The organism is Quyinboa sediminis (assembly GCF_042219855.1).
GTDB lineage: Bacteria > Bacteroidota > Bacteroidia > Bacteroidales > UBA5342 > JBHJHP01.
Genome location: NZ_JBHJHP010000001.1, coordinates 141,242 through 158,086 on the forward strand (window position 1 = coordinate 141,242; position 16,845 = coordinate 158,086).

Here is a 16,845-nt window from a genome sequence, read left to right on the forward strand (position 1 = left end):
ATTCGTTTTAATTACTGATAACCTTATGCAAATCCCATGCGTGAACATGAAGTATTCCTTTATTTGATGGCAGTAAAATATCATCTAGGGAAACGACCATTTTTTCATAATTGTCTGGTATTGCTTCTAATGCAGCGTATTCACGATATGTTGTTTGTTCATTTGCTAAAAGATAGGTACTTTGAATATATAATACTCTGTCACTTTTTTGAGCAACGAAATCAACCTCCTTATCTCGCATTGTTCCTGCATAAATTTCGTATCCTGCCCGTCGAAGTTCAAGGTAAATAAGGTTTTCCAGCATATAACCAGTACCATAGCCAAATCCTGAATATAAATAGTTTTTAAATGATAAATCGTTTATGTAATATTTGCAGTTTCCGGAAATTGTCTCTTTCCCTCTTATGTCATAACGAGATGTGCGATGTATAAGAAAAGTATCTTCAATAAAACTAATGTAATTGGAAATAGTATCGTACGTCGTTTTACGTCCGTTTGTTTTAAAATAGTTTACAATATTTGTTATTGAAATCATGTTTGAAGCATTATTTACCAGATAAACAAAAATATCTTCCAGTAATTTAGGATCTTTGATAGTGTGACGTTGTATAATGTCCCGAAGAAGGACTGTATCCTTAATAGCTGATACATAGTTTCGTTTTGTTTCATTATTAGGTAATACAAAAAGTTCAGGCAATGCTCCACTTTGCAAATATGCAATATAGCTTTGCTTGGTATTTTCTTTTTGAGTAATGCCTGTATATTCTATAAAACTAAAAGGGAGAATTTCAAAATTAACATATCTGCCTGAAAGAAGAGTGGCCAGCTCTCCTGAAAGCATTTTAGAATTAGAGCCACTTATAAATATTTCATAAGTGGCTGCAAAATCTTGTGAATAGGAATTGACAAAATGCTCCCAGCCATTTATATTTTGTATTTCATCTATAAATAACCATATTTTTCCTTCGGGTTTGAGTTTGTTTTTATAAAGGTTTAAAAGTTCTTCCAGATTTTCGTAATCTGTAATAAAGTCAAAATCCGTAAATTCTTTATTGATATAAAATATATTTATGGGATTTACATTATTCTCGATCAATTCGTGTGCTATTTGGCGTAATATGTAGCTTTTCCCTACGCGACGTTGACCAACTAATACTTTAACAAGTTTATTTCCTGTATAATCCAGTATTTTGTCAGTATAATTCGTACGATAAAATCCAAGTTGGGGAACATTTCCGTTCCAGAAATTATATTTCTCCAATGCTGCAAAATAATCTTCCATACTCGAAAATATTTATATAAAGTTATGAATAATCTTCCATACTCGAAAATTTTGCAGTATTGAGCAGGTGAAAAAGTTTCATTAACAAGCACAACTTCCTTCTAAATTCCAAACCTGAACTCTCTGTAAATATCCCAGAATTTTCCGTTGTGTTTTAAGAGAAATATACTTTCAACGTTGAATTCAGCATTAAATATTTGTTTTTCAAATTCGGGCCAGGCTTTGTAAAATTGCGTTGCTTCCAGATCCCTTGTTGCCAGCGTCATGTGAGGTGTAATCTTTTGTGTGACTTCTTTTTGATCAAAGCTGAGTTTTGTAATCAGTTGCTTTTTAAGTCCTGCATGAAGGAGCTGTAGTGGGGCAGGATTTTCCACATCAATATAGATGACCCGAGGTTTAAAGCAGCCAAAATTCTTAAGATGCAGTTTGAATGAAGACTGTTTTGTTGCAAAATTATTCAAAACTTCGTCCAATTCATGTTCAAAGTCTTCATTTCGTTTAAATGGCATTTGCAATGTAATATGAGCCGGGGATTTTAAGGCATGTTTTGCATTAAACCGTTGCTGAATCTCCAGTTTCATATTTTTTACTTTTTCCATAAGAATCTCATCCGGTATGACCGCAATAAAATAAAGGTTCATCAGAATTGTTTTGGGATGTTATATTCAATTTTTTTTATGTTAAAACGGGCATAACAGAAGTCTCCTTCTTCAAGGTTCCACGATACTTCACATGACATCGGTATCAACATACCATTCACTTTCTGATAGTTATTGTAAATCCCTGTCCAGTTATTTAACGTATCGTCTTTGAACCGTTTTGCCTGAAGCTTCGTGATTTCTCCTTTATTATTAATATGAACCCTGGCATCAACATCTATCCCTTCTGAGGAGAATATAATTTTACATTCGGAGTCATTTATTTTTTCCCATGACAGGTTTTTGGAGGGTAGCAATGCTGTTGGAAACCACGGAGCCTCTGCAAGCCAGCGCAGTAGTTCACCCTGATTTATTTTCTCATCTTTCTTATTAATTATTCGTATGGTTTGAAAAAGATGAATTTGAAGATTGCCCTGCTTATTAATAAAAAGGTCGGTGGCGCTCATAAAAGGAACCTTTCCCCGCCAGACAAAACCAGGTGGTTCTATGGTAAAGTATTCCTCACCTTTTATTTTTGACCATTTCTGGTTAGGATTGACCCTGAATTCACCATCATGAATTAACCGGGCTGAGCTGATGTAATTTTGATTTTCAGTCAGTACATGCTTAAAGTAGCGTTGTGCCGGGGCAGGCAGACGATCAAAAAGAACCGGATCAACCGGTTTTGGCTGAAATTTACCGGAAACTGAAAAAAGACGCTTTATATGCCGGCTGAATGAAGAAAATGGATTAAAATGCATAGCCCTGTTATTGAATCGTATAAAGTTAGTATTTAAGCATAGAGTTGCAAAACCTTAAAAAAACTAAAATGTACATCCAATCGTATGGAAATTCTATCTTTATACATCTTATGAATAAAAATTAATCACATGAAAAAACTTGTATTCCTATTTATTTTGTGTTCCGGTCTGATACTTAAAGCTCAAACCGGAGAAAAGAACTTTATTGATCAGAACTATATTGAAGTTACAGGCAAAGCTGAAATTGAAGTCATCCCTGACGAGATTTACCTTAAAATTCTGATCAGTGAAGCTGATAACAAGAGTAAAATTTCGCTTGAAGAGAAGGAGCGAAAAATGTATGACGCACTAAAAAATATCGGTATAGATGTGAAGTCTGATCTTGCGGTGAAAGATTTTGCCAGTAATTTTAATGCCCACTGGTTAAAAAAAGATGAAATCCAGTCCAGCAAGGAGTATCAGTTAATTGTACATGATACTAAAACGCTGAGCCTTGTGTTTATAGAACTGGAAAAACTGGATATTTCCAATATTACCATCGATCACGTGGATCATTCACTAAAGGCTGATTATCAAAAACAGGTTAAGGTTAATGCCATAAAAGCTGCACGGGATAAAGCAGACTATCTTGCTGAGGCTATTGATCAGGGCGCTGGCAAAGCTTTGTTTATCCAGGAACAGAATTTTACATACTACCGGCCAAACACCATGAGCAATAATATAATGGTACGTGGTGTTTCATCCATAAAAAAAGAGGAATTGCCGGAGATAGAATTTGAAAAGATTAAGTTTGAGAGTACCATGTTGGTACGGTTTGCAATTCAAAACCCAAAAAGGGAGGATTGAGTTGTGCATAACCTTAATAAAGGTTAAAAAATGTACTGTCAAACTGTAAACAAAAACTGGTGGTGAGTGTTTCTTTACTGTATTACAAACGTGGAGAAATTAACATCACATATTATTCCGGGATCAAAAAGCTTCACTGAAAACAGGAATGCTTTTGAGTTGCTCATGGATGAGTATCGTGGTCGTCTGGGCGCTATCTTACAACGTGATTCAGAAAAACCGGTTATTCGGCACCGGGAAAGGGGTAAACTGACGGCCAGGGAGCGCATAGATCATCTCATTGATCCGCATACCTCTTTTCTTGAGTTTTCAGCTTTAGCAGCCAACGGACAGTATAGTGATGGTTTCCCATCTGCAGGTATAATTACAGGTATCGGTCTGATCCGGAATATTGAAACCGTCATCATTGCAAATGATGCAACGGTTAAGGGCGGAACCTATGTGAAGGAAACAATTAAGAAGCATATCCGGGCACTGGAAGTTGCGCTTGCCAATCATTTGCCGGCTGTGTTTCTGGTGGATTCCGGTGGTGTCTTTCTGCCCGAGCAGATAAATGTTTTTCCTGATCGCGATCATTTCGGCCGCATTTTTTATTTGCAGTCACAACTTTCTTCAAAACAAATTCCACAGGTCGCCATTGTTATGGGATCCTGTACAGCAGGTGGAGCATATATTCCTGCCATGAGTGATGAATCGATTATCGTGCAGAACCAGGGGACGATTTTTCTGGGAGGGCCACCCTTGGTTAAAGCTGCAACCGGAGAAGATGTTACAGCAGAAGATCTGGGTGGTGGACATGTGCATACTTCAGTTTCCGGCGTGGCGGACCATCTGGCAGAAGATGATCTTGACGCTTTACGTATTTGCAGAGATATTTTTTCAACACTTACTCCACCGCAAAAGCATCAGGTCCGGATGGAAAAGGCCGTTCCACCGGTATATGATCCATATGAACTGTACGGCATCATACCGGCCCGACAAAGCAAACAGATGGAGATGTACGAGGTTATTGCCCGCGTTGTGGATGGAAGTGAGTTTCAGGAATTCAAAGCTAATTATGGTAAAACACTTATTACCGGTTTTGCCCGTATTCATGGTTATACTGTTGGAATAGTTGCTAATAATGGCATTCTTTTCCCTGAATCGGCACTCAAGGGAACACATTTTATTGAATTGTGTAATTACCGTAAGATACCATTATTATTTTTTCAGAATATTACTGGCTTTATGATTGGTAAAGATTACGAGCACAAAGGTATTGCCAAGGAAGGTGCTAAAATGGTTCATGCGGTAGCTACCAGTAATGTGCCGAAAATTACGGTGATTGTCGGTGGTTCTTACGGTGCCGGTAATTATGCTATGGCAGGACGGGCATATGATCCTGATTTCCTGTTTATGTGGCCCAATGCACGCATCGCAGTTATGGGAGGTACGCAGGCTGCCAATGTTCTGAGTACGGTAAAAATCCAGCAAATGCAGGCCACTGGAAATCCTGTCGACATAGATGAACTTGAAAAATTTAAAAAAGAAATAACGGATCGTTACGACGTTGAAAGTTCAGCTTATTTCAGTACTTCTCGCTTGTGGGATGATGGTATTATTGATCCTGCAGATACAAGAGATGTACTGGGAATGGCCATATCTGCAGCATTGTGCAAAAAGGTCGGCGATCCGCAACCCGGTGTATTCCGGTTTTAGAATTGTTTGTTGCTGCGAAACGTTGAGAATTGAACATCGTATCATGCAGTTGGTACCTGTAAGTCTGTGAATAGGGATAAATTTTCTGATTAATATGAGGACATATCAAACGATTGAAGTAGATAAAATTCTGGAAAACCAGGTGGCGCATATCCGGCTTAACAGGATCGATGTACACAATGCTATGAATCTCCAGATGATTACTGAATTGCTGGAATGCTTTTCATGGATTGAAGAGGATCAGAATTTCAGAGGTGTAATTCTATCAGGTAATGGTGGATCTTTTTGTGCCGGTGCTGATATCAACTGGATGAAGGAGTCCGGTTCACAGGATTATGAAACAAGCCTTGCTGACAGTCACCAACTGGCCAGCTTGTTTAATACAATCTATCGGTTCAGAATCCCTGTTATTGCAGTTGTGCATAATAATATTTACGGTGGTGGTATTGGTCTGATGGCCGCCTGTGATGTGGTATATGCTGAAATGGACAGCCAGTTCAGGTTTTCTGAAGTCAGACTGGGCATTACGCCGGCTACGATAATGCCGTATATTTTGAAAAAGATTCCTGTTTCGGTGGCAAAAGCTAAGGTTTATACTGCAGAACGGTTCAATGCATTTGAAGCGTTACGTATTGGTATTGTGGATGAAGTAAAGAAGAAAGGTGAAGGTATTGAGGCTGCAATTACCTTTATGCGTGAAGTTCTTAAAGGTTCACCGGTTGGCGTGAATGTTTCTAAGGAACTGATCAACGATCTTTCTGATGGAGTTCTTGACGATGCCATGATCAATAAAACCTGTGAAATTCTGGTATCAGCCAAGCAGACTGAAGATGCATATGAAGGGATGAAAGCATTTTTTGAAAAGCGCTCACCAAACTGGAAGGGACGCTGATGAACATAAAAAAGTTCCGATGAAAATATTTAACAGGATATTGATTGCAAACCGCGGTGAGATTGTTGCCCGTATTTTGAAAACGGCTCACCAGATGGGAACCGAAGTGGTTGTTCTGTATACCAGCGATGATACGGATCATACTTATATTAAAGCTGCAGATAAAGCTGTTTTACTGAAAGGCAATACACTGGCTGATACTTTCCTGAATAAAGAACGCATTATTGATATTGCCCTTGCAAACAGTGTGGATGCCATTCATCCCGGATATGGATTTCTGTCCGAAAATGCTGATTTTGCACAAATGTGTAAAGCCGTTGGCATAAAATGGATCGGGCCGTCTCCGAATGTAATCAGATTGATGGGGTACAAGCGTAGTGCACGCGAGTTTGCAGAAAAACTTGGTGTACCTGTTTTACACGCCCGTTATGGCTCAGCGGATGAACTCAGGAAATACAGGGACGTGTTGCAATATCCGGTTATGATCAAGGCACAGGCCGGAGGAGGTGGAAAAGGAATGCGGATTGTCCGCAATGCTGAAGATTTTGAAGATGCACTTCATATCACCGGCAGGGAGGCAGGAATGTTTTTTGGTGATGAATCACTATATATTGAAGAGTTTATCGAGGAAGCCCGTCATATTGAAGTGCAGGTTTTTGGTGATAATTTCGGCAATGTGATCCATATGCACGAACGGGAGTGTACGGTACAGCGCCGTCATCAGAAGATAATTGAAGAAGCTCCAGCAGCCGGAATAAGTGATGCCCTTAGGGGCAGTCTGCATCAGAATGCTGTTAAACTTGCAAAAGCAGCAAAATACCGCAATGCCGGTACTGTAGAATTTATTGTGGACAGGAATGAAAATTTTTATTTCCTGGAGATGAATACGCGAATTCAGGTTGAACATCCCGTTACGGAACTTGTTACTAATATAGATGTTGTTAAAGAACAACTATTAATAGCTGCGGGTAATGAGTTTGCGTTCACACAGGACGAAGTAATATGTAGAGGGCATGCTTTGGAATGCCGGTTGTATGCTGAAGATCCTGAAAACGGTTTTATGCCGCAAAACGGAACGCTTACTCTTAATGCAGCTCCAGAATTAAAATCCGTAAGGGTCGATGGCTCCTTTGAAAAAACGGCAGGAATGTCATCTGCGTATGATCCCCTGATTGCAAAGGTGATTACAGGTGGAAATGACCGGTTGGAAGCCATGAAGAATATGATTGGAGCCCTTGAGGATTATAAAATTCAAGGTGTGAAAACCAATAAAGGTTTTCTCACCAATCTTTTAAAATCACCTGTTTTAATCCAAAATAAAATTTATACTCAGTATTGTGATCTGTATGCAGACAGGCACACTGATTTTGTGGTGCTGCCTGATGAACGCTTTGTAATTGCATGGTTTTTTCTGAACTCAGGCATAACAGGCCGTAGTAGTTCTGTCTGGTCAAAACTGGGGAACTGGCGGCATCAGCAAGTGAACAATCTAACTGTTGCGGATAAAACCTATCATGTTTCAGGATATAAGATTAACGATGCTGACTGGCAGCTTACCGTAAATGCTAAGAATTACCGTTGCAGCCAACCCAGGTTTATGGAATATGAATTACAATTTGTTCTTTTGAATGAACCGGTCAAGGTTACATGGTCCCAAAAAACCGACCGCTCATTTTATATTGAAATCGATCATACTATACATCTGGTTCAGCCCAACATAGTGAAACGCAAATTAACAGAGTCAGATGCTCAGCTGAAAGCCAGAAATGTTGTTTCTCCCTTACCTGGCCGTGTTATGCGTGTTTATGTAACACCAGGTGAAAAGGTTGTGAAAGGGAAAGCAATGCTGGTAATTGAATCCATGAAGATAGAAAACAGGATTGTGGCCGATCACGATTCAACTGTTAAAAGTGTTCTTGTAACTGAAGGACAACAACTGAACGGAAATGATCTGGTAATTGAACTGGAGTAGGTCATACCATCCCCAACTTATTGTTTTCTTTTAGCAATTGAATGGATTTTTCGATGCGTTTATTTCTGGTGGCATCTGTTTTGGCTGCTGTGATCCATAGAATGTAATTATGTTTATAGCTTTTGGCAAGCTTATTAAAGTTGGTCCATGCGGGTTCATTTGTCTTAAAAATTTCTTCAATTTGATTTGGAAGTTTGTGTCCGTCTTCTCCGGATACTTCAGCATTGACCCGATTCCATTCCGGTTTTCCTGATAAAGGATTTAAGGGTAACGCCTTTAAGCCGGGTTCAGCCATCAGGTCAAGCTTCATTAATTTCTCAACCCGTTGTATATTGGATGGAGACCACCTTGACCCGGATTTGCGTGGAGTAAATTTTCTGGTGTAAATGTCCTCATTAATTTTATTTACCAGGCTGTCGATCCAGCCGAAACAAAGTGCTTCTTCCACTGCGTCATTATAATTAATACTTGATATGCCTGTGTGTTTTTTGTAAAAAACCATTCTGAAACCCGAACATTTATTGTGGTTAATTTTCAGCCAGTCCCTGAGTTCATTTCTTGTTTTGAACCGGAGGAATATATCAATCGTGTTTTTTAAATCCGGCTCAAGGTGTAAGTCGTTTAGTGCATCCAGTATCTGTTTGCTTAATATTGATTCTGCCATATAAACATTATCCGCCATTACTGGAGTATTGGGAAAATGCGATTCAAATTCCGTTAATTCATGCCTAAAAACTGTAATGTCATGCCAGCGACCAATTATTTTTCCCAGCGATGCAATGCTGTCGTGGTTAATTCCGGGAATGAAAACATGACTATCACTTAACCAGGACAGGGTATAATCAATATCTTTGATAAATCGCCGGATTTTATGTAGCCTGTGCATGCTGTCAGAATCTGCTGCCAGTATTTTAATCTGATCCGTTCTTTCTCGGATACCTCTTAAAAGAATAAGAGCAAGTGCATTAAAATCAGGCTCTTTTATAACTGTGGATATTTTTTGGCAGCATTCCTGAAGATCCTTGATGGAAAGTTTTTCAATTTCATTATGGAGTTCCTGTTCTGCCCGCATTATTTTAGACTGAAAAAAACGGTCAAGCTCTGCAGAGCTACCCGGGTTAAACTTTTTAATCAGTTTGAGATTTATGTTGTGTTCACGAAGAAATCCTGCTGTTTTAAAAAGCGGGATAAGCCTGTTGTATGTTCCATGACTGTCAATTTGAACAGTATTTTCAGTATTGAGAAGTTTTAGGGTTGATTTTATGGACTTAATGGAGAGGCGCAGTTTATGTATGTTTTTATTGTTTTGTTTTTCTTTTAACAATTCAAAATTTCTAAACAAAAGCTCTGTTTGATCATGAAAGAACAATACAAGGGAATTTAAAGCCATGATCCTACGGTTTTAATTATGCGATTAAATTTACAGGTTTTGTTTTTGTAAATCAATAATCTGGAATGAATTCACAGGACTAAAGTCCTTTGTTTTGATTACGGGTTTTACCCAATCATATAATATTTTAACCAGGAAACCGTGCTTCATACATTCAAAGTTTAACCAGATGGTTAATTTTTAACACTATTTATGTAGTAGTTTAAGAATTGTATTTTATATTTGCCATATGGTTTAACCAAATAGTTAAATTAAATGGTTAAAAAAGATCAGAATACGGAAAAGAAAATACTTGATGCCGCTAAAAAGGTATTTGAATGTAAAGGGATGTATGGTGCCCGTATGCAGGAGATAGCCAATGAAGCTGGTATAAACAAAGCGTTATTACATTATTACTTCAGATCGAAGGAAAAGCTTTTTGAAGCAGTTTTTGAGGATGCATTTCAATATTTCTTTCCTAATCTTGTTGAAATTTTTAACTCCGACAAGGGCATTCGTGAAAAATTAGAGTCTGTCATTGATCATTATTTCAATATTATTTCCAGGAATCCGTACCTGCCTATATTTTTAATTACCGAAGTCAACCGTGAACCGGAATGTATGAAAAGCAGGCTGCAGAAAATGGGTCTGGATATTGAACAGTTGCTTGTCATACTAAATGGGTTAAGGGATGATAAGGTTCTGCCTGATGTTGATCCGAGGCAGATTATCGTTAACCTCATTTCGCTAACCATCTTTCCTTACCTGGCAAGACCACTTTTAAAGCCTCTGTTATTTGAAAATAATGCTGACGAAATGAATGCATTTTTGTTAGACCGTAAAAAAATGATATTACAAATGTTACTAAAACAATAGTCATGTTCATAAAAAGGATTTATTTGATCTTTTTGTTTTTGCCCGTGGCCTTATTTGGTCAACAGGTGACATTGCAACAATGTTATCAGGATGGATATTACCATCATCCGTCGTACGATAACATGCGTGTTTTGCTCCGGATCGGTGAACTGGAAGAAGCCAACAGTGGTGTGGATAATCTGCCACAAGCCACACTTAAAGCAAATGTTTCCTGGCAGAGTGATGTCACCAGTGTGAATATTAATCTTCCTGGTTTCACCATGCCTAAGCTGGCACAGGACTGGTACAAGCTTTATATCGATGTGACCCAAACCATCTATGATGGTGGTCTGGCTAAAAGTAAAAAAGCTGTAGCAAATGCAAAGACCGAGGCAGATGTGCAACAGCAGGAAGTCAACCTCTACGCAGTAAAGGGAAATGTAAACCTTGCCTATTTTTCGGCGTTGAATTTACAAAACCAGAAGAAGATCCTGGATCTGAAGATGCAGGTGTTGCATGACCAGAGCAAGGTTGTGGAGTCAGCAGTTAATAACGGAGCAGTTAACAGCAATGAACTGAATAACCTGAAGGCCGAAATGGTTATGCTGAATCAGCAGATTATAGAACTGGAAAGCCTGCATAAAGCCTCATTGGATAATCTGTCGCTTATAACCGGAAAGTCATTCAATGAAAATACAGTATTGGTTTTGCCGGCTGATCCTTTGTATGACAGTGCCTCGGTACCGGTGAACCGTCCGGAGCTTAATTTAATAGAGGCGCAGAAGGAACAATTGGATAATCAGAGCGATCTGCTTCAAAATACGCGCAAACCAAGAATATACGGTTACGGACAGGCCGGGTATGGTCGTCCGGGATTAAATATGTTCAACGATAATTTTGATGATTGGTATATCATAGGCGTTGGCTTGCAGTGGAAGATTTACGACTGGAAAGAAACCAGTCGCAAAAAAGAACAGATTGAACTGCAAAAAGAAATGGCTGATAATCAGAAGGAAAGTTTCCTGTATCAGCTGGATTTACTGACCCGGTCTAAATGGAATGAAATTGAAAAGCTGAACCGGATTATTGCCACGGATGAAGAACTTGTCTCACTGAGAAAAGATGTGGCTGATAATTCGGCATCACAACTTAAAAACGGCGTAATAAAGTCAGCCGATTATATCCGCGATCTGAACAATTATGTTGTAGCAAAGCTAACCAACGAAAATCATCAAATTGCATTGTTGAAAGCCAAATATGAATACATAACATTAACCGGAACTGAAAAAGATAATAATAAAAGTGATGAAAAATAGAATACGCAATTTATTTATGCTGTCATGGATGATAGGATTTTCCATGATACTGGCATCATGTAACGGGGATGCTGACAGAGCTGATGCATACGGTAATTTTGAAGCTGTGGAAACCATCGTTTCATCTAAAAGCACCGGGGAAATAACTGCGATGTATCACGACGAGGGAGAAACCGTTAAGGCCGGAGATCTTTTGTTACAGGTGGATACAACAGACCTTGTGCTACAACGAAAACAACTTTTGGCACAGAAAAACTCCGTTCTGGCCAATCGTGCCCAGGTCAGGGCAAACATGTCTGTACTGGAGGAGAATATTTCAGGTGCAGAAACCGACAGGGAACGGATTGAGAACCTGTTTAAGGATGGGGCAGCTACACAAAAACAAAAAGATGATATTGAAAACAGAATGAATGTACTGTATAAACAACGCGGGGTTTACAAAGCAAATTTAATCTCTATTGATGAACAGGCTGCGGTTTTTGATGCACAGATTAACGTGCTGGATAAGAAGATCAGCGATTGTTCTGTAACCGCACCCGTATCCGGAACTATTCTGGAGCGTTATGTGGAAAAAGGTGAGCTGGCGTCAGCGGGGAAACCACTTTTTAAACTGGCTGATATCTCTGAAATCAACCTTCGTGTGTATGTTTCAGGGCAACAGATGGAAGCCGTAAAGCTGAACAAAAAGGTTAATGTAAAAATTGATGCAGCCGATGGTGGAATGAAAAACTTTGAAGGGACTGTAATCTGGATTTCATCGGATGCGGAGTTTACACCGAAAGTGGTACAAACCAAAAAGGAAAGGGTAAAACAGGTATATGCCACCAAAGTGCGGGTCAAAAACGATGGCTCCATAAAAATAGGTATGCCCGGAGAAATGTATTTTCAGTGAACAGTTAACAATGAATAATGAAAAATTATTCACTGTTCATTATTCATTTTTCATTGTAAAAATATGATTGAAGTTAAGCACATATCAAAATCGTACGGTGATACGGAAGCACTGAAGAATGTGTCGTTAAAGGTACAGACCGGTGAACTGTTTGGCCTTATCGGACCGGATGGTGCAGGAAAGACGACTCTGATGCGTATTTTAATGACTCTGTTGCTCCCGGATAAGGGAGATGCTGAGATGATGTTTCATAATGTTGTTGAAGACCATCATATCATAAGGAATATTGCCGGATATATGCCGGGTCGGTTCTCATTGTACCAGGATCTTACCGTAGAGGAAAACCTGTCGTTTTTTGCCACGGTTTTTGGAACAACAGTTGAGGAAAATTATGATTTGATTAAAGATATATACGTTCAGATTGAACCTTTTAAGACCAGGCGTGCAGGAAAATTATCAGGAGGAATGAAACAGAAACTGGCGCTTTCATGCGCTATGATCCACAAGCCGGAGGTGCTGATTCTGGATGAACCGACGACCGGTGTGGACGCGGTTTCAAGAAAAGAATTCTGGGATATGTTGAAACGACTTAAAAAATCTGGCATCACGATACTTGTTTCCACACCATATATGGATGAAGCCGAACAATGTGACAGGATAGCGCTTATAGACAACGGCATTATTTTGGGAACAGATACTCCGGCCGGACTTAAACAGAGCTTTAATGGCAGGTTATGGCAGTACAGTACACAAAAGTTATATCAGTCTCTTAAACTTATCCGTGAGATAGAGCAGGTTGAATCAGTCCACACATTTGGTCAGTTTCTGCATCTGACAACCGGAGTGCATATGAGTGAAGAAGATCTGACAGCAGCTTTGTCATCCAAAATTAATGATGGCTTTGAGTTAAAAGAGATGGAGCCCGGAATAGAGGATATATTCATGCAAAAAATGGCTGAACATGAATGATGAATATGTGATCGAGGTTAAAAACCTGGTTAAAAAGTTTGGATCATTTGTAGCCAACGATAATCTGACATTTACAGTGAAACAGGGGGAGGTGTTTGGTTTTCTTGGTGCCAATGGTGCAGGTAAAACCACCGCTATTCGTATTCTTTCGGGCCTGTCAAAACCCACATCCGGAGAGGTAATGGTAGCCGGGGTGGATGTAAGCCGTAAACCCGAAAAGGTAAAGCAGAATATTGGTTATATGAGTCAGAAGTTTTCTTTGTATGAAGATATGACTATTCGCGAAAATATACGGTTTTACGCCAGCATATACGGTATTCGGGTCAAAGAACGAAAACAACGGGAGGCGGAGCTGATAAAACGCTTGAACCTGGAGGAAGTGAAGGACCGGAAAATAGCCGACCTGCCATTGGGATGGAAGCAGAAACTCGCTTTTTCACTGGCTATCTTCCATAAACCCAGGGTGGTTTTTCTGGATGAGCCAACCGGAGGAGTTGATCCCGTTACAAGGAGGCAGTTCTGGGAAATGATTTATGAGTCGGCTTCGCGTGGCATAACTGTATTTGTTACTACACATTATATGGATGAAGCGGAGTACTGTGACCGGCTGTCTATAATGGTCGATGGGAAGATAGTGGCTCTGGATACACCACTGAATCTGATGAAGCAATATAGTGCGGCCAATATGGATGAAGTATTTTTAAAACTGGCCCGATTAAGAAAAAACAATGATGAGTAATAATGAACAATGAATAATGAATAATGAATAATGAACAATGAATAATGAACAATGGAGAATGAACAATGAAGAATGAACAATGAATGATGAATAATGAACAATGAATGATGAAGAATTTAGAATTACTGTTGTCCGGTTAAAGCTTCAAAGATTCCTCGTCATTCTGAGCGTAGTAAAATGAAGCGAAGAATCTGTATGTAATATTGATTTTTAGCCGGATAACAATGATTAACAATTAACAAAAAATAATTATTCACTATTCATTATTCATTACAAAAAATCTTAAGTCTTATGTCTTGGTTCTTATATCTTAAGTCTTAAATAGATGAAACGTTTTATAGGATTTGTAAAAAAGGAATTTCTGCATATTTTTCGTGATCCACGAACCATGATCATTCTGTTCGGGATTCCGGTGGTGCAATTGATTCTGTTTGGATTTGTTCTTACAACAGAAATTAAAGATGCGAAAATTGCCGTATTGGATCAGGCTCACGATGAAGTCAGTACGGCGATCACCAATAAAATAGCTTCAAGCGGATTTTTTGCTATTGCGGCAGAACCGGAAAATGACAGCGGTTTTGACGAGTTGTTCAGAAAAGGAATAGTAAAAGCTGTGATTGTATTTGAACCCGATTTTGGGAAAAAAATAGTGCATGACGGCAACGCAGAAATGCAAATCATCTCAGACGCTTCAGAGCCTAATACGGCGACCCTCATCACGAATTATATCACTGCAATTGTTAATGAGTACATGTCATCGGAACTGATGCAGGGAAAATCACTCCCGGGCATTAAATCTGAAGTCCGTATGTTCTACAACGAAGAACTGAGTAGCTCTTATATGTTTGTTCCTGGTATAATTGCTGTGATCCTGATGCTGATATCAGCTATGATGACCTCTGTGACCATAGCACGAGAGAAAGAACTGGGGACCATGGAAATTCTGCTGGCATCACCCCTAAAACCATCACAAATCATTCTGGGGAAAGTAACACCATATCTGATTTTGTCTATTCTGAATGCCGGCATGATATTGTTATTGGGTAACCTGATTTTTGGCGTCCCGATACGAGGTAGTGTACTGTTCATGATGCTGGAAGTTGTATTGTATATTCTTGTGGCGCTCAGCCTTGGAGTGTTAATCTCAACTATTGTGGATAAACAGCTGCTGGCCATGATGTTGTCTGCTTTCGCATTGATGTTGCCAACCATGTTATTATCAGGTTTTATTTTTCCAATAGAAAATATGCCGTTTTTCCTACAGCAGCTCAGTAAAATTTTCCCGCCCCGCTGGTTTATAGAAATTATAAGGGCAGTTATGCTAAAGGATGCAGGTTTGTTGATTGTATGGAAACAGACAGCCATTCTTTTGTTTATGATTGCTGTAATACTTGGGATCAGCGTAAAGAAATTTAAAACACGGTTAGAATAATGCGTACGGTCTTATATATTATTCAGAAGGAGTTTCTTCAGATATTGAGAAACAAATCCATGTTGCCTATCATTTTTATGCTTCCGGTGGTACAGATGATGATCCTTGTGTTTGCGGCAACATTCGAGATGAAGGAGATTAAGTTGCAGATAGTAGACAGGGATAATTCCACGTTATCCCGCGAACTGATTTCTGATTTTTCCGGATCCCCGTTTTTTAAAATTGTGGCGCTTGATCCGGATGTGGAGGACCCGGAAACCATGCTATTAAAAAACCAGGCAAATGCTGTATTAGTGATCCCGAATAATTTTGAAAAGGATTATTATAATTCGATGAACGGCGAGGTACAGTTGCTTGTGGATGCCATTAACGGCACGGCAGCGGAGCTGACATATGCTTACTCCGGAAATATACTGCAACGGTATAATACTAAGATAGCGGCTAAGGTTTTACAGGCTGATGTTCAGCGTACCATGCCCATAACAATCAAACCGCGTTTCTGGTACAATGAGGTCCTGGATTATAAATATTATATGGCACCTGGAATTCTGGTGGTTCTTGTCACCATTATCGGTATGTTTCTGGCCGGGGTTAACCTTGTGCGTGAAAGGGAAATCGGGACCATTGAGCAGATTAATGTCACACCAATAAAAAAATGGCAGTTTCTGGCAGGTAAACTTATACCGTTCTGGATTATCGGTCTCTTTGATCTACTGCTCGGTCTGTTTGTGGCCTGGGTGGCATTCAGAATCCCTATTCGCGGAAGCATACCGGTGTTGTTGCTTTTTGCCAGTGCCTATTTGTTGCTGATTCTATCCCTGGGACTACTGGTCTCAACCATAAGTAAAACACAGCAGCAGGTAGCCTTAATGGGTTTTTTCTTCCTTATTGTCTTCATTCTGATGAGCGGACTCTTTACTCCGGCAGAAAGCATGCCGCACTGGGCACAGGACATCAACTACCTTAATCCCTTGTTCTATTTTGTCAAGATTATGCGGCATGTGGTATTAAAGGGATCCGGCATTATGGATTTGTGGCAGGATCTGGTAATCCTTACCGGATATGGCATTGTAATGTTGTCTGTGGCAGTGAAAAGCTTTAAGAAAACAGCGTAGAATAGATATAAGACGCAAGACGCAAGATATAAGACTCAAAACACAATAAAATGAGGCAAAGTAACTATA

The 16,845-nt window shown here is 39.4% G+C and carries 15 protein-coding genes; 11 read left to right on the top strand and 4 right to left on the bottom strand.

From position 1 onward, the window contains the following. Positions 1-7: 7 nt before the first annotated feature. The 3 genes from ACE1EF_RS00715 to ACE1EF_RS00725 form a co-directional block, all read right to left on the bottom strand. On the bottom strand, positions 8-1,282 hold the full coding sequence (locus ACE1EF_RS00715) for an ATP-binding protein (protein ID WP_375718677.1): 1,275 nt from the start codon (positions 1,280-1,282) through the stop codon (positions 8-10). Positions 1,283-1,383: 101 nt separating this feature from the next. Further along, the gene (locus tag ACE1EF_RS00720) at positions 1,384-1,923 is read right to left on the bottom strand and encodes a 2'-5' RNA ligase family protein (protein WP_375718678.1); all 540 of its coding nucleotides are present in this window, start codon (positions 1,921-1,923) and stop codon (positions 1,384-1,386) included. Beyond that, positions 1,923-2,681 carry a DUF6920 family protein gene (locus ACE1EF_RS00725; protein ID WP_375718679.1) on the bottom strand — a complete coding sequence of 253 codons (759 nt, stop codon included), beginning with the start codon at positions 2,679-2,681 and terminating at the stop codon, positions 1,923-1,925. Before ACE1EF_RS00725 ends, ACE1EF_RS00720 begins: the two co-directional genes overlap by 1 nt. 129 nt (positions 2,682-2,810) lie before the next feature. On the opposite strand from ACE1EF_RS00725, the gene ACE1EF_RS00730 reads away from it, so the two are divergent. The 4 genes from ACE1EF_RS00730 to ACE1EF_RS00745 all read left to right on the top strand — a co-directional run bounded on the left by ACE1EF_RS00730 (position 2,811) and on the right by ACE1EF_RS00745 (position 8,089). Continuing rightward, positions 2,811-3,527: an SIMPL domain-containing protein gene (locus tag ACE1EF_RS00730; RefSeq protein ID WP_375718680.1), complete on the top strand. Its 717-nt coding sequence runs from the start codon at positions 2,811-2,813 to the stop codon at positions 3,525-3,527. Between the two features lie 90 nt (positions 3,528-3,617). After that, entirely contained in the window at positions 3,618-5,225 is a 1,608-nt protein-coding gene (locus ACE1EF_RS00735; RefSeq protein WP_375718681.1) for a carboxyl transferase domain-containing protein, read from the top strand. 94 nt (positions 5,226-5,319) lie between these two features. Continuing rightward, on the top strand, positions 5,320-6,117 hold the full coding sequence (locus tag ACE1EF_RS00740; RefSeq protein WP_375718682.1) for an enoyl-CoA hydratase-related protein: 798 nt from the start codon (positions 5,320-5,322) through the stop codon (positions 6,115-6,117). A 19-nt stretch (positions 6,118-6,136) separates the two neighbouring features. Continuing rightward, complete coding sequence (locus tag ACE1EF_RS00745; protein ID WP_375718683.1) at positions 6,137-8,089, top strand: acetyl/propionyl/methylcrotonyl-CoA carboxylase subunit alpha; 1,953 nt, start codon at positions 6,137-6,139, stop codon at positions 8,087-8,089. A gap of 1 nt (position 8,090) precedes the next feature. Here the strand turns inward: ACE1EF_RS00745 and ACE1EF_RS00750 are convergent, their stop codons facing one another. Beyond that, a complete protein-coding gene (locus ACE1EF_RS00750; protein WP_375718684.1) occupies positions 8,091-9,479 on the bottom strand; it encodes a YdeI/OmpD-associated family protein in 1,389 nt (462 codons plus the stop codon). 255 nt (positions 9,480-9,734) lie between these two features. On the opposite strand from ACE1EF_RS00750, the gene ACE1EF_RS00755 reads away from it, so the two are divergent. From ACE1EF_RS00755 to ACE1EF_RS00785, 7 genes are all read left to right on the top strand, one after another. Then, a complete protein-coding gene (locus ACE1EF_RS00755; RefSeq protein WP_375718685.1) occupies positions 9,735-10,334 on the top strand; it encodes a TetR/AcrR family transcriptional regulator in 600 nt (199 codons plus the stop codon). A gap of 2 nt (positions 10,335-10,336) precedes the next feature. Then, positions 10,337-11,629 carry a TolC family protein gene (locus ACE1EF_RS00760; protein ID WP_375718686.1) on the top strand — a complete coding sequence of 431 codons (1,293 nt, stop codon included), beginning with the start codon at positions 10,337-10,339 and terminating at the stop codon, positions 11,627-11,629. Beyond that, positions 11,619-12,521: an HlyD family secretion protein gene (locus tag ACE1EF_RS00765; RefSeq protein WP_375718687.1), complete on the top strand. Its 903-nt coding sequence runs from the start codon at positions 11,619-11,621 to the stop codon at positions 12,519-12,521. Before ACE1EF_RS00760 ends, ACE1EF_RS00765 begins: the two co-directional genes overlap by 11 nt. A 63-nt stretch (positions 12,522-12,584) precedes the next feature. After that, the gene (locus tag ACE1EF_RS00770) at positions 12,585-13,490 is read left to right on the top strand and encodes an ABC transporter ATP-binding protein (RefSeq protein WP_375718688.1); all 906 of its coding nucleotides are present in this window, start codon (positions 12,585-12,587) and stop codon (positions 13,488-13,490) included. After that, entirely contained in the window at positions 13,483-14,229 is a 747-nt protein-coding gene (locus ACE1EF_RS00775) for an ABC transporter ATP-binding protein (protein ID WP_375718689.1), read from the top strand. The genes ACE1EF_RS00770 and ACE1EF_RS00775 overlap by 8 nt, the downstream gene beginning before the upstream one ends. Positions 14,230-14,554: 325 nt before the next feature. Then, positions 14,555-15,661 carry an ABC transporter permease gene (locus ACE1EF_RS00780; protein ID WP_375718690.1) on the top strand — a complete coding sequence of 369 codons (1,107 nt, stop codon included), beginning with the start codon at positions 14,555-14,557 and terminating at the stop codon, positions 15,659-15,661. Next, positions 15,661-16,776, top strand: coding sequence for an ABC transporter permease (locus ACE1EF_RS00785; protein WP_375718691.1), 1,116 nt, complete (start codon positions 15,661-15,663; stop codon positions 16,774-16,776). The genes ACE1EF_RS00780 and ACE1EF_RS00785 overlap by 1 nt, the downstream gene beginning before the upstream one ends. The last annotated feature ends 69 nt before the right edge of the window (positions 16,777-16,845 follow it).

What these genes read in the sequence shown, in the direction of transcription:
- ACE1EF_RS00715 (WP_375718677.1), bottom strand. Translation starts at nt 1,282, where the DNA reads ATGGAAGATTATTTTGCAGCATTGGAGAAATATAATTTCTGGAACGGA.
- ACE1EF_RS00720 (WP_375718678.1), bottom strand. Translation starts at nt 1,923, where the DNA reads ATGAACCTTTATTTTATTGCGGTCATACCGGATGAGATTCTTATGGAA.
- ACE1EF_RS00725 (WP_375718679.1), bottom strand. Translation starts at nt 2,681, where the DNA reads ATGCATTTTAATCCATTTTCTTCATTCAGCCGGCATATAAAGCGTCTT.
- ACE1EF_RS00730 (WP_375718680.1), top strand. Translation starts at nt 2,811, where the DNA reads ATGAAAAAACTTGTATTCCTATTTATTTTGTGTTCCGGTCTGATACTT.
- ACE1EF_RS00740 (WP_375718682.1), top strand. Translation starts at nt 5,320, where the DNA reads ATGAGGACATATCAAACGATTGAAGTAGATAAAATTCTGGAAAACCAG.
- ACE1EF_RS00745 (WP_375718683.1), top strand. Translation starts at nt 6,137, where the DNA reads ATGAAAATATTTAACAGGATATTGATTGCAAACCGCGGTGAGATTGTT.
- ACE1EF_RS00750 (WP_375718684.1), bottom strand. Translation starts at nt 9,479, where the DNA reads ATGGCTTTAAATTCCCTTGTATTGTTCTTTCATGATCAAACAGAGCTT.
- ACE1EF_RS00755 (WP_375718685.1), top strand. Translation starts at nt 9,735, where the DNA reads ATGGTTAAAAAAGATCAGAATACGGAAAAGAAAATACTTGATGCCGCT.
- ACE1EF_RS00760 (WP_375718686.1), top strand. Translation starts at nt 10,337, where the DNA reads ATGTTCATAAAAAGGATTTATTTGATCTTTTTGTTTTTGCCCGTGGCC.
- ACE1EF_RS00765 (WP_375718687.1), top strand. Translation starts at nt 11,619, where the DNA reads ATGAAAAATAGAATACGCAATTTATTTATGCTGTCATGGATGATAGGA.
- ACE1EF_RS00770 (WP_375718688.1), top strand. Translation starts at nt 12,585, where the DNA reads ATGATTGAAGTTAAGCACATATCAAAATCGTACGGTGATACGGAAGCA.
- ACE1EF_RS00775 (WP_375718689.1), top strand. Translation starts at nt 13,483, where the DNA reads ATGAATGATGAATATGTGATCGAGGTTAAAAACCTGGTTAAAAAGTTT.
- ACE1EF_RS00780 (WP_375718690.1), top strand. Translation starts at nt 14,555, where the DNA reads ATGAAACGTTTTATAGGATTTGTAAAAAAGGAATTTCTGCATATTTTT.
- ACE1EF_RS00785 (WP_375718691.1), top strand. Translation starts at nt 15,661, where the DNA reads ATGCGTACGGTCTTATATATTATTCAGAAGGAGTTTCTTCAGATATTG.